This is a genomic window from Pseudomonas sp. NPDC090592 (assembly GCF_044769185.1).
Classification (GTDB): domain Bacteria; phylum Pseudomonadota; class Gammaproteobacteria; order Pseudomonadales; family Pseudomonadaceae; genus Aquipseudomonas.
This window is the reverse complement of the sequence record NZ_JBIVXJ010000012.1, coordinates 78,273-91,843: the sequence shown is the minus strand read 5'-3', so window position 1 is coordinate 91,843 and position 13,571 is coordinate 78,273. Positions and strand designations below refer to the sequence as shown.

The following is a 13,571-nucleotide window of genomic DNA, read 5'->3' as shown; positions in this document are numbered from 1 at the left end:
GGCAGCATGCCAGGGAATGCTAGTTGGCCGCGTTGGCCTGATTTGAAGCCTTGTCGACCAGTTGCTGGATATCGCCGGTGTCGCGTCGTTGGCGCAGGTAGATGTTCAGCACTTCCAGGTCAGCAGGTGAAATGTCGCGCCGCACACCAAACGATACGCCCTGCTTGGCCAAAGCCGGCTTGGGCAGAATCTCACGGGCCCAGGTGGGGTTGGCCAGCGCGAACAAGTGGTTGGTGTCGCTGGCATCAACCAGCACGTCGGCACGCTTGGACATGACGGCAAGGCGGGCTTCATCCATGCCTGGCAAGCGCATGATCTTGCCGTTATGGATCACCGAAGAAATGGCTTTGTCCTGGGCGGTGCCCGACATCACGGCGAAGGTCACTTCGGGCTTGTCCAGGGCCGCAATGTCCTCTTTCACATCAGCGACCTTGGGGTTGTCCTTGTTCACCAGCAGCGACACCTGGTAATCGGTGGCGGGCACGGTGAAGGCAACCGCCAGGGCACGCTCAGGGGTCTGGTTCAGCGCCATGGCCAGGTCCCATTTGCTGCTTTGCAAACCGGCCACCAGGTTGTCCCAGTTGGTGTCCACGAACGAGACCTTGACCTTCAGCACCTTCTCGCCGAAATCGCGGCACAGGTCGACAAAGTAGCCGCTGTACTCACCCGTCTTGGCGTCGCGCATCACATAGGGCGCGGCTACCGCCGCACCGCAGCGCAACTCGCCTGCCTTTTGAATACCTTGCCAAACGGACGTGTCTGCAGCCTGGGCAGCGGAGTGGGCCAGCAGTGCACCACACAGGCTTGCGCCAACCAACAGACCTTTCAGATACGAAGGGACCGGAAGAACCATTTCACACCTCACTGATATTCATTGTTTTTTGGCAGGAAGGTACGGCACTTTCTGCATGCGATTTTGTGTGCATGACTGCATTCACAATAAAAACTATGATAGGGGCTGTCAACAGCTTTGCTTGGTAGCGTTTCAGCCTTCAGGGGCGCTCTTTTGAACAGAAATACCAAAAGCTAGAGCAATCAATACGCTGCCCGATAATGGGTGAGTGATTTTGAAACATAGCGTGAGAATAAATGGATTTAACTCAACAATGCTTTCACCCCAAGCTTTTGTGCTCTGTAGGGTCCGCGCGAGCGGCAGACCGCTGAATGGAGGATGACCATGAGCCTGAACGATGAACTGGCGCTTTTGATTCGCCAGGAAGAAACCCTCCAGTTTCCACGTTTCAACGAGGAAACGGCTTGGCAACTGGGCAGTCTTCTGTACCAGCAGGCGGCGGCCAATTCGTGGCCGCTAGTGATTGATGTGAGGCGTTTCGACCGCCCCCTGTTTTTCGCCGCAAGGCCGGGCATTACCCCAGACAACCTCGCGTGGGTGGCGCGCAAGAACAACACCGTTCAGCGTTTCCTGCGCAGTTCCTATCGCATCCGCTACCAGCTGGCCCTGGAAGGCCTGGACATCAGCCAGCGCTATTTCCTTGCACCGGCCGACTACGCAAGCGTTGGTGGCGGCTTCCCGATCATCGTCCGCGGCACAGGCGTGATCGGCTCGGTAACGGTTTCCGGCCTGCCTGATCGGCAGGATCACCAAATCATCGTCGACGCGCTCTGCGAGCTGCTCGGCCATGCCCCAGATACGTTGGCACTGTCACCACAGTGCCCGTTCCAGAAGGCAAGCCTGCGCTAGCGCCCTGCCCCACCGCATGGCGGCACGCAGTGCGTTGGGGCCTTGCCTGTTGTACGGATTAGAACGCTCCAAGAACAACTAATGAGTCTATCCATGTCAAATACATCACTCGCTCCCGGCTTGAAGCAGCGCCATGTCACCATGCTTTCGATTGCCGGCGTCATCGGTGCAGGCCTGTTCGTCTTCTCTGGGCATGCCATTGCCAAGGCTGGCCCGGCCGTTATCCTGGCCTACATCTTTACTGGCGCGCTTGTGGTGCTGGTCATGCGCATGCTGGGCGAAATGGCGGTTGCGTCACCGGATACCGGTTCGTTCTCAACCTACGCCGACCGGGCCATCGGCCCTTGGGCCGGCTTCAGCATCGGCTGGCTGTATTGGTGGTTCTGGGTACTGGCCATTCCATTGGAAGCCATTGCTGCAGCGAACATCGTGCATGCGTGGGTGCCGGCCATCGACACCTGGATCACTGCCATGGCCGTGATCGTGCTGCTGACGTGCTCCAACCTGTTCAGTGTCGCCCGCTACGGTGAGTTCGAGTTCTGGTTTGGCCTGATCAAGATTGTCGCCATCATCTCTTTCATTGCGCTATGCGCAGCTGCACTGATGGGCTTGCTGCCCAATCGTGAAGTCAGCGGTATCGGGCAGCTGATGGCCCAGCACGGCGGCTTCGCGCCTAACGGATTATCAGCGGTCATCGGCGCCATGCTCACGACCATGTTCAGCTTCATCGGCGCCGAAGTGGTGACCATCGCAGCAGCTGAGTCGAAGAACCCCGCTCGCCAGATCACCCGCGCCACCAACTCGGTGGTATGGCGCATCTGCGTGTTCTACCTGTTGTCGATCCTGATGATCCTGTGCGTCGTACCTTGGGACGACCCACGCCTGCCGGAAGTCGGCTCGTTCCAGCGCGCGCTGGAGATCATGAACATTCCCAACGCCAACCTGCTGATCGACATCGTCGTACTGCTGGCGGTCGCCAGTTGCATGAACTCGCAGGTCTATACCGCCTCGCGCATGCTCTACTCGCTGGCCAAACGCGGGGATGCACCACGGTTGTACAAATACACCACCAAGGCGAATGTGCCGCTTGCAGCGGTGGTAGGCTCGACGGTGATTGGTATCGCGGCAACCTTTATCAATTACTTCGCGCCGGAAAACGTGTTCAAGTTCCTGCTTTCCACCTCCGGCGCTGTCGCCCTGCTCGTCTACCTGGTCATTGCCATTTCGCAGCTGTGCCTGCGCAAGAAGCTGACAGCCGCAGGCAGTACGCCGGCGTTTCGCATGTGGCTGTTCCCGTGGCTGACCTGGGCAGTGATCCTGTTCATCAGTGGGGCACTGATCGGCATGTTCTTCATCCCGGCCTATCGCTCGGAGATCACGGCTACCGGGCTGCTGGCCGTGATGATCATCTGCCTTGGCCTGATCCACCAGAGAAGGACGCATGCCACGGGCACCCAGCATCACGAACAACATGCCGCGCTGCCTGAGCGATGAGCATGCCTGCAATGTCTACTGGAGATTCAAACGTGGTTGAGTACGTAGTTTCCCTCGATAAGCTCGGCGTCCATGATGTGGAGCATGTGGGGGGCAAGAACGCATCCCTGGGCGAGATGATCAGTAACCTCGCAGGTGCCGGGGTGTCCGTGCCGGGCGGCTTTGCCACCACGGCGCAGGCGTACCGTGACTTCCTCGAGCAGAGTGGCCTGAACGACAAGATTCACGCCGCGCTCGACGCGCTGGACGTGGATGACATCAACGCCCTGACCAAGACCGGCGCGCAGATCCGCCAGTGGGTCATGGAAGCCGAATTCCCGGCACGTCTGGATTCGGAAATCCGAACCGCCTTCGCCGCCATGGCCGCCGGCAACGACAACATGGCCGTGGCCGTGCGCTCCTCGGCCACCGCCGAAGACCTGCCGGACGCCTCGTTCGCCGGCCAGCAGGAAACCTTCCTCAACATCCGTGGCGTCGACAACGTGATCCGCGCGGCCAAGGAAGTGTTCGCCTCGCTGTTCAACGACCGCGCCATCGCCTACCGCGTGCACCAGGGCTTCGACCACAAGCTGGTCGCCCTGTCTGCCGGCGTGCAGCGCATGGTCCGCTCCGAAACCGGCACCGCCGGCGTCATGTTCACCCTCGACACCGAGTCGGGCTTCCGCGACGTGGTGTTCATCACCGGCGCCTACGGCCTGGGCGAAACCGTGGTGCAGGGGGCGGTCAACCCTGACGAATTCTACGTGCACAAGAACACCCTGCAGGCCGGCCGCCCGGCCATCCTGCGCCGCAACCTGGGCAGCAAGGCCATCAAGATGGTCTACGGCGACGAAGCCAAGGCCGGCCGTTCGGTCAAGACCGTGGAAGTGGACCGTGCCGAGCGCGCGCGCTTCTGCCTGAGCGATGCCGAAGTCAGCGAGCTGGCCAAGCAGGCCATGATCATCGAGCAGCACTACCAGCGCCCGATGGACATCGAGTGGGCCAAGGACGGTGACGACGGCAAACTGTACATCGTCCAGGCCCGCCCTGAAACGGTGAAAAGCCGCTCCAGCGCCAATGTCATGGAACGCTACCTGCTGAAGGAAAAGGGCACCGTGCTGGTCGAAGGCCGTGCCATCGGCCAGCGCATCGGCGCCGGCAAGGTCCGCGTGATCAACGATGTGTCGGAAATGGACAAGGTCCAGCCAGGTGACGTACTGGTCTCCGACATGACCGACCCGGACTGGGAACCAGTAATGAAGCGCGCCAGCGCCATCGTCACCAACCGCGGCGGGCGAACCTGCCACGCGGCGATCATTGCCCGTGAGCTGGGGATTCCGGCCGTGGTCGGTTGCGGCAACGCCACCCAGGTGCTCAAGGACGGCCAAGGTGTGACGGTTTCCTGTGCCGAAGGCGACACTGGCTTCATCTTCGAAGGTGAGCTGGGCTTCGACATCAAGCAGAACTCGGTCGATGCCATGCCGGAACTGCCGTTCAAGATCATGATGAACGTCGGCAACCCGGACCGCGCCTTCGACTTCGCCCAGCTGCCCAACGCCGGTGTCGGCCTGGCGCGCCTGGAGTTCATCATCAACCGCATGATCGGCGTGCACCCCAAGGCGCTGCTGAACTACGCAGGCCTGCCACCGGAGCTCAAAGAGAGCGTCGACAAGCGCATCGCCGGCTACAACGACCCGGTCGGCTTCTACGTCGAGAAACTGGTCGAAGGTATCAGCACCCTGGCGGCGGCCTTCTACCCGAAAAAGGTCATCGTGCGCCTGTCGGACTTCAAGTCCAACGAGTACGCCAACCTGATCGGCGGCAAGCTGTACGAGCCGGAAGAAGAAAACCCGATGCTGGGCTTCCGTGGTGCGTCGCGCTACATCAGCGAATCGTTCCGTGACTGCTTCGAGCTCGAATGCCGTGCGCTGAAGCGTGTGCGCAACGAGATGGGCCTGACCAACGTCGAGATCATGGTGCCGTTCGTGCGCACCCTGGGCGAAGCCAGCCAGGTCGTCGACCTGCTGGCCGAAAACGGCCTGGCCCGCGGCGACAACGGCCTGCGCGTGATCATGATGTGCGAGCTGCCGTCCAACGCCATTCTGGCCGAAGAGTTCCTGGAGTACTTCGACGGCTTCTCGATCGGCTCCAACGACCTGACCCAGCTGACCCTGGGCCTGGACCGTGACTCGGGTATCATTGCCCACCTGTTCGATGAGCGTAACCCTGCGGTGAAAAAGCTGCTGGCCAACGCCATTGCCGCGTGCAACAAGGCCGGCAAGTACATCGGCATTTGTGGCCAGGGCCCATCGGACCACCCGGACCTGGCCAAGTGGCTGATGGAGCAAGGTATCGACAGTGTTTCGTTGAACCCGGATTCGGTGATCGAGACGTGGCTGTTCCTGGCTGAAGCCCAGTAAGCCTTCAAGCCCCTCCCCTAATCCAACGCCTCGGTTGAGCAGTGACTGTGGGAGCGGGCTTGCCCGCGAAGCATGCAACGCGGTGGTTGGCACCGGCTTCGCCGGTGCTCGCAGGCTCGCCCACACAACACGCAGACGGTAGCGACCTTCGTGGTCAGTCGAACTGATAAGCCTCCACACTCGACATCGTGCAGATCTCTAAAAGAGCAATACACAGCAAACACTTTGCAAACCAATTCGACATATCACAAAGTCTTTTCCTACGTGACGGAGAGAAGTTTCCTACAACTCCGTCGACATAATTAACCCAACAACAAATCCTCTTAAGAAGTTAATACTAGTCATTGCCTAAGTCGAGGCCACGCACCCTGACCGTGCGCCCAAGATTAGATAACTCACTAATTTTCACCATCCGCGTCACTATTCATTGATCACCACATTTCCCTCAAATAAACGCTTGACATGGAAGTTTGGTCTTGGCCATATTCGGCTTTACTGACCAACTGACCGCTCAACTCCCTCTACGGTGACCAGCATCTGAAAATCGGGTCAGTTTCTTCACGATCAACCTATATAGATGCCTGTGCAAGGACGGTCGAAACTGGTAATCACTACTGGCAGTTCGCACAAAGCCCCGGGGTTGACCGACTTGAGCGTCAGGCATGTCGAGCGCAGCCGCATGGTTGACCAGAACGGGCACGAGTTCGTGGACATGTGCTCGTGTTCCTATCTCAGGCTGGAGATCGACCCACGTTAGGCCAGACGTGTGGCGAACTAAGTAGTATTCAGCCGATCAAGTATCGTCCAGTAATGAACGCATGAGTCGAGCGATTGATTTCCACTTGGCACAAGTAACATCGAGGAGCGCCTATGCGACAGCAGTATGATCCTGCCTGGGTTGAAAGCACAGCCCAGGCCAAATGGCTTCGCGCGGAAGTCTTCAAGGCTACAGAAGACGAAAGTCGGCCGAAATTCTATGCCTGCTCCATGCTGCCCTACCCGTCGGGGAAATTGCACATGGGCCATGTGCGCAACTATACGATCAACGACATGTTGGCCCGCCACTTGCGGATGAAGGGCTACAACGTCCTTATGCCGATGGGGTGGGATGCTTTCGGCCTGCCGGCAGAAAATGCCGCCATGCAATCGGGCGTGCCTCCAGCCGAATGGACACGGTTGAACATTGCCGACATGAAGTCGCAGATGCAACCGCTCGGGCTGGCGTTTGACTGGTCACGGGAAATCGCCACCTGCGATCCGCAATACTACAAGTGGAACCAGTGGTTCTTCCTGAAGTTGCTGGAAAAGGGCGTGGCCTACAAGAACACCCAGATCGTCAACTGGGACCCCATCGACCAGACCGTGCTCGCCAATGAGCAGGTGGTAGATGGACGGGGCTGGCGATCCGGAGCGCTGGTGGAGAAGCGCGAGATTCCTGGCTACTACCTGCGCATCACGCAGTATCGCGAAGAGCTGCTGTCGGGCATCGATACCCTGGAAGGCTGGCCAGACATGGTTCGCAGCATGCAGCGCAACTGGATTGGCAAGGTCAGCGGCGTGCGCCTGGCCTTCCGCCACGCGATCGAAGATGCCAGCGGGCAGTTGATAGACGCGGGCAAGCTGTGGGTATTCACCACGCGCGTCGATACACTGATGGGTGTGACATTCTGCGCTGTTTCCCCAGATCATCCTCTGGCAAAACGAGCCATCGAGCTCGAGCCTGGGCTCGAACAACGGGTGCAGGCGTGCCGGCAGTCGGCACAGGCCAGCCCCGCCGCCGGCGCACAAGCGAAGCTCGGCATCCCCAGCGGCTTGCATGTCGAGCACCCACTGACAGCCGCACCGGTCGCCGTCTGGATCACCAATTATGTGCTCGGTGAATACGGTGAAGGCGCTTTGATGGGGGTGCCGGCCCACGATGAGCGTGATTTCGGCTTTGCCCGTCAGCACGGCGTGCCGGTGCGCCCCGTCATAGCGTTCGAAGGGGCGGCCTATGACCCTGCCGCTTGGTCGGATCGCTACGCCAGTCGGGAAGGTCGCCTGATCAATTCAGGCGCCTACGATGGCCTTACGGTGGACCAGGCGTCTCTGGCGATCGTCGATGCCCTGGCTGAGCGCGAATGCGGCGAGCAAGCCACCACTTGGCGCTTGCGTGACTGGGGCATATCGCGGCAGCGCTACTGGGGAACACCGATTCCTATCATCCATTGCGAACACTGTGGCGATGTGCCGGTGCCTTATGCGGACCTGCCGGTGGTATTGCCGACCGACTGCATCCCCGATGGCAGTGGCAACCCGCTGCAGCAGCATGCTGCGTTCCTCCACGTCGCATGTCCGCGTTGTGCCGCGCCCGCGCTTCGGGAAACGGACACCATGGATACCTTCGTCGATTCGAGCTGGTACTTCATGCGCTACTGCGACCCGGACTGCCATAGCTCGATGGTCGGGCCTGGCAATCGCTACTGGATGCCCATCGACCAGTACATCGGCGGCATCGAGCATGCGGTGCTGCATCTGCTCTACGCCAGGTTCTGGACCAAGGCGATGCGCGACGAGGGATTGGTGGACTTCAGTGAACCGTTCAAGAACCTGTTCACCCAGGGCATGCTGCTGCGAGAGAGTTACTACCGCAAGGCCGAAGACGGCAGCCGGCGTTGGCTCTACCCCTCAGAGGTAATGGTTCACTACGATGAGCAAGGCCGCCCGGTCAGCGCCACTGCGGTGGAGGATGGCTTGCCCGTGAGCCTGGGCGGGGTGGAGAAGATGTCCAAGTCGAAGAACAACGTGGTCGAGCCCAAGGACATCATCAACCGGTTCGGCGCCGACACTGCACGCCTGTTCACCATCTTCGCAGGGCCTCCGGACCAGAGCACGATCTGGAGCGATAGCGGTGTCGAAGGGGCTTATCGCTTTCTGCGCCGTCTCTGGAAGTTTGCCGTTGACGAGCAAGCCCGCTGGGAAGAAGGTGCCGACCTGGTGACGGATGCCGCGCAAGCCAGCCGTGTGCGCTTCGAGACCCATGGCCTGCTGCAGCAGATCAATAACGACTATGAGCGCCTGCAGTACAACACCGTCGTCTCGGGCGCCATGAAGATGCTCAAGGTGCTCGAGGGAGCCGGCGGCGCTGGCCGCCAGGTATGCCGGGACACCATGTCCATTCTCCTGCAGGTGCTGCATCCGGTGACGCCGCATATTACCCAGGTACTCTGGGAAGCACTGGCGTTGCCTGGCGCGATCTACGACAGTGCCTGGCCGACCCCGGACAGCGAAGCCCTGAAACAGGATGAAGTGAGGATGATGGTGCAGGTGAATGGCAAACTGCGCGGGGAGATTCTCGTAAAGGCCGACGCCGACCATGACACGATCCGCAGCCAAGCGCTCTGCGATGGGGCATTGAGCAAGTATATGGAAGGTGCGGGGAGAATGATCGTGGTACCTAACCGCTTGGTGAACTTCATCGTCTGAACTGACGGACTGCCCCTGAAAACCAAAAGCCGGCATTACTGGAGAATGCCGGCTTTTTCGTTGCGCGTATTAACCCAACACTGAGCCGATCACCTCATCCAGAATGGCAACACCCTCTTCGATCTCTTGCGCATTCACAACGCAAGGTGGCACCACATGAATGCGGTTTTCGACCACGAATGGCAGCAGGCCACGTTCCAGCAACTTGGCTTTGATCGCCAGCATCTTGTCGGCAGCCAGCGGTGCACGGCTTTGTTTGTCGCTGACCAGCTCCAGCGCCCAGAACACGCCGGCACCACGTACTTCACCGATTGCAGCGTGACGCTGCTGCAGCTCGCGCAGGCGCGGGCCCAGCACCTCGGTGCCGATGTGCAGTGCGTTCTCGACCACCTGCTCCTTGCGCATGGCATCGATGGCGGCAACGATCGAAGCCATGGCCAGCGGATGCCCGGAGTACGTCAGGCCGCCTGGGAAGAAGTGGGTATCGAAGTAGGTGGAAATCTGCTCCGAAATTACAACACCGCCCACAGGGACATAGCCCGAGTTGACGCCCTTGGCGAAGGTGATCAGGTCAGGCACTACACCATAGTGCTCCAGGGCGAACCACTTGCCGGTCCGGCCGAAACCCGACATCACTTCATCGAGAATCAGCATGATGCCGAACTCGGTTGCCAGTTCACGCACGCCCTGCATGTAGGCGGCAGACGGCATCAGGATACCGGCCGTGCCAGGCAGGCTTTCGAGCAGAATGGCAGCGATCGAGCTGGAGCCTTCGGCTTCAATCACGCGGCGCAGGTGACGCAATGCGCGCTCTGTCTCTTCGGCCTCGGTCTGCGCGCTGAACTCGCTGCGATACAGATAAGGGGTGAAGAAGTGGACGTGGCCGCGGGCATATTCGTTCGGCACGCGACGAGGGTCACCAGTAGCGACGATCGCCGAGCCGGTATTGCCATGATACGACCGGTAGGCGGACAGCACTTTGTCACGCCCGGTGAACAGCCGCGCCATGCGCATGGCGTTTTCATTGGCATCAGCGCCGCCGTTGGTGAAGAAGACCTTTTTGAAGCCCTTCGGCGCTTGCTCGATGATGCGCTTGGCCGCTTCGCCTCGCGCCAGGTTGGCGGTGGCCGGAGCCACGGTCATCAACGTAGAGGCCTGTTCCTGGACCGCTTTGATGACTGCAGGGTGCTGATGACCCAGGTTGGTATTGACCAGCTGGCTGGAGAAGTCCAGGTAGCGCTTGCCGTCGTGGTCCCATACCGTGCACCCCTCCCCACCTGCGATCACCAGAGGGTTGAGTGAACCTTGCGTCGACCACGAGTGGAACACATATTCGCGGTCCAGACCTTTAACGTATTCATTGGTGATTGCCATGATGCACAGCGACCTCTAATTGATCAGCCTGACAAAGAAAAGCCGCCAGCGTGGTGGCGGCGAGGTCTCCAGCCAAGGCTTTTGACAAAGGGTGAGAATGAATCCCGGCCTTTACCGGGGCCCCGTAGAAGCTCTACGGGGGGTTGAGCAACAGCGCCATTGGCTTTCTCCGTCAGAACAACCCATGGCGCTGCCACTCGAACACGTCATGCCTTAGCTGTTGCTAGGGAAAGCGAATTGCGCAGCCTCGTGGCTGGTGCGTTTCGGCCAGCGCTGGGTGATGGCCTTCTTGCGGGTGTAGAAGCGCACACCGTCCGGGCCATAGGCGTGCAGGTCGCCGAACAGCGAACGCTTCCAGCCGCCGAAGCTGTGGTAGCTCACCGGTACCGGCAACGGTACGTTGACCCCCACCATGCCGACCTCGATCTCGTCGCAGAACAGGCGCGCCGACTCACCGTCGCGGGTGAAGATGCAGGTGCCGTTGCCGTACTCGTGGTCGTTGATCAGCTGGATCGCTTCTTCCAGGCTGTTTACACGCACCACGCACAGTACGGGGCCGAAGATCTCTTCTTTATAAATGCGCATTTCCGGGGTAACACGGTCAAACAGCGTACCGCCCACGAAGTAGCCGTCTTCGTTGCCAGCCACTTTGAAACCACGGCCATCGACCACCACCTTGGCACCGGCAGCAACGCCGTCATCGATGTAACCCAACACCTTGTCACGCGCAGCCGCGGTAACCAGCGGGCCCATGTCCAGGCCGCAGGAGGTGCCAGCACCGATTTTCAGCGCCTTGATCTGGGGTTCGAGCTTGGCGATCAGGGCGTCTGCCACCTGGTCACCTACACACACGGCCACGGAGATCGCCATGCAGCGCTCGCCGCACGAACCGTAGGCGGCGCCCATCAGCGCGCTGACGGCGTTGTCCAGCTCGGCGTCCGGCATCAGCACGGCGTGGTTCTTGGCGCCGCCCAGGGCTTGTACGCGCTTGCCGCGCTTGGTGCCTTCGGCGTAGATGTATTCCGCGATCGGGGTCGAACCGACGAAGCTCAGGGCCTTCACTTCAGGCGCCTCGATCAGTGCGTCCACCGCTTCCTTGTCACCGTGCACCACGTTCAGCACGCCTTTTGGCAGGCCGGCTTCGTACAGCAGTTCGGCGATCAGCAGCGTCGAGCTTGGGTCGCGCTCGGACGGTTTGAGGATAAAGCAGTTACCGCAGGCAATGGCCAGTGGGTACATCCACAGTGGCACCATGGCCGGGAAGTTGAACGGGGTGATTCCGGCGACCACGCCGATGGGCTGCAGGTCGCTCCAGGCATCGATGTTCGGGCCCACGTTGCGGCTGTATTCGCCCTTGAGGATTTCGGGGGCGGCACTGGCGAACTCGACGTTCTCGATACCGCGCTTGAGTTCACCGATGGCATCTTCGATGGTTTTGCCGTGCTCTTCGCTGATCAGCTGGGCAATCCGCTGCTCGTTCGCCTCCAGCAGTTGTTTGAAGCGGAACATCACCTGGGCGCGCTTGGCCGGCGGGGTGTTGCGCCAGGCCGGGAAGGCGGCCTGGGCCGACTCGATGGCCTTTTGCACGGTGGCGCGGCTCGCCAGGCCCAGTTTGTGGATAGCCTGGCCAGTGGACGGGTTGAACACATCCGTGGTGCGGGCGTCGTCCGCTATGTGTTCACCATGGATCAAGTGCTTGATAGTTGCCATCTTCTTTCCTCGAGCTTGGTGCCAAGCTGTCTGTTTGTTGTATTAAGGAAGCGCCCGTCGCACGGGCGCATGCTGATCAGTCGATACCGTGCAAGGCTTCGCCCACGGCATCGAACAGGCGATCCAGTTCCTGGGGTTGGGTGTTGAACGTTGGGCCGAACTGCAAGGTGTCGCCGCCAAAGCGCACGTAGAAACCTGCTTGCCACAACGCCATGCCCGCCTCGAACGGGCGAACAAGCGCGTCGCCATCGCGCGGCGCAATCTGCAACGCACCGGCCAGGCCGCAGTTGCGGATGTCGACGATGTGCCGGCTGCCCTTCAGGCCATGAATGGCCTGCTCGAAATGCGGGGCAAGTTCTGCCGACTGCTGAACCAGGTTGTCCTTTTCCAGCAGGTCCAGAGTGGCCAGGGCCGCTGCGCAGGCAACCGGGTGGGCCGAATAGGTGTAACCGTGGGCGAACTCGACCGCGTATTCGGGCGACGCCTGGTACATGAAGGTGTTGTAGATCTCGCTGGAAGCAACCACGGCGCCCATCGGGATGGCACCGTTGGTGACCTGCTTGGCGATGTTCATAAGGTCTGGGGTAACGCCGAAGTACTCGGCACCGGTCATGCTGCCCAGGCGCCCGAACGCCGTGATGACCTCATCGAAGATCAGCAGGATGTTGTGCTGGTCGCAGATCTCGCGCAGGCGCTGAAGGTAGCCTTGCGGCGGCACGATGACACCTGCCGAGCCAGACATCGGTTCGACGATGACTGCCGCGATGTTGGAGGCATCATGCAGCTCGATCAGTTTCAGCAATTCATTGGCCAAGGCCACGCCCCCGGTCTCGGCGGCCCCCTTGGTGAACGCCAGTTCTGGCTGCAAGGTGTGCGGCAGGTGGTCTACCTCCATCAAGGGGCCGAACATCTTGCGGTTGCCGCCAATACCACCCAGCGAGGTGCCAGCAACGTTTACCCCGTGATAGCCGCGGGCACGACCAATCAGCCTGGTTTTTTGTGGCTGACCTTTAAGCCGCCAGTACGCACGGGCCATCTTGATAGCCGTATCGGCACTCTCCGACCCCGACCCCGTGAAGAACACGTGGTTGAGGTTACCTGGCACCAGACCGGCAATCTTTTCAGCCAGCTGGAACGACAAGGGGTGGCCATACTGAAACGCTGGCGAGTAATCCAGGGACACCAGTTGCTTCGCCACAGCGTCAGCAATTTCCTGCCGGGAATGGCCCGCGCCGCAGGTCCACAACCCCGAGAGGCTATCGAACACCTCGCGGCCATGCTCATCGATCAGGCGATTACCTTTGGCACCCACGATGAAGCGTGGGTCTTTCCTGAAGTTCCGGTTAGAGGAAAATGGCATCCAGTGCGATTCAAGCTGCAGGCCACTGGCCAAGGAGCGAGGTGTCTGCAAGGCCTGGTTCATGACG

At 60.3% G+C, this 13,571-nt stretch carries 8 protein-coding genes; 4 read left to right on the top strand and 4 right to left on the bottom strand.

The features are described 5' to 3' along the window. Positions 1-19: 19 nt before the first annotated feature. Positions 20-853, bottom strand: coding sequence for a transporter substrate-binding domain-containing protein (locus ACIQUI_RS13160; protein ID WP_403199035.1), 834 nt, complete (start codon positions 851-853; stop codon positions 20-22). A 318-nt stretch (positions 854-1,171) separates the two neighbouring features. Here ACIQUI_RS13160 and ACIQUI_RS13155 point away from each other — a divergent pair, with 318 nt between their 5' ends. The 4 genes from ACIQUI_RS13155 (at position 1,172) to leuS (ending at position 9,060) form a co-directional block, all read left to right on the top strand. Next, entirely contained in the window at positions 1,172-1,702 is a 531-nt protein-coding gene (locus ACIQUI_RS13155) for a heme-degrading domain-containing protein (protein WP_403199032.1), read from the top strand. A 93-nt stretch (positions 1,703-1,795) separates the two neighbouring features. Beyond that, complete coding sequence (gene gabP, locus ACIQUI_RS13150; protein WP_403199029.1) at positions 1,796-3,196, top strand: GABA permease; 1,401 nt, start codon at positions 1,796-1,798, stop codon at positions 3,194-3,196. 32 nt (positions 3,197-3,228) lie between these two features. Continuing rightward, complete coding sequence (gene ppsA, locus ACIQUI_RS13145; RefSeq protein WP_403199026.1) at positions 3,229-5,595, top strand: phosphoenolpyruvate synthase; 2,367 nt, start codon at positions 3,229-3,231, stop codon at positions 5,593-5,595. Between the two features lie 870 nt (positions 5,596-6,465). Further along, positions 6,466-9,060, top strand: coding sequence for a leucine--tRNA ligase (leuS, locus tag ACIQUI_RS13140; protein ID WP_403199023.1), 2,595 nt, complete (start codon positions 6,466-6,468; stop codon positions 9,058-9,060). Between the two features lie 69 nt (positions 9,061-9,129). On the opposite strand, the gene ACIQUI_RS13135 is transcribed toward leuS, so the two are convergent. The 3 genes from ACIQUI_RS13135 to ACIQUI_RS13125 all read right to left on the bottom strand — a co-directional run bounded on the left by ACIQUI_RS13135 (position 9,130) and on the right by ACIQUI_RS13125 (position 13,567). Then, positions 9,130-10,434, bottom strand: coding sequence for an aspartate aminotransferase family protein (locus ACIQUI_RS13135; protein WP_403199019.1), 1,305 nt, complete (start codon positions 10,432-10,434; stop codon positions 9,130-9,132). Positions 10,435-10,647: 213 nt separating this feature from the next. Continuing rightward, positions 10,648-12,144 carry a CoA-acylating methylmalonate-semialdehyde dehydrogenase gene (locus tag ACIQUI_RS13130; protein ID WP_403199016.1) on the bottom strand — a complete coding sequence of 499 codons (1,497 nt, stop codon included), beginning with the start codon at positions 12,142-12,144 and terminating at the stop codon, positions 10,648-10,650. A gap of 76 nt (positions 12,145-12,220) precedes the next feature. Continuing rightward, positions 12,221-13,567 (bottom strand): aspartate aminotransferase family protein, encoded by a 1,347-nt coding sequence (locus tag ACIQUI_RS13125; protein WP_403199013.1) that lies wholly within the window; start codon positions 13,565-13,567, stop codon positions 12,221-12,223. Positions 13,568-13,571 lie beyond the last annotated feature (4 nt).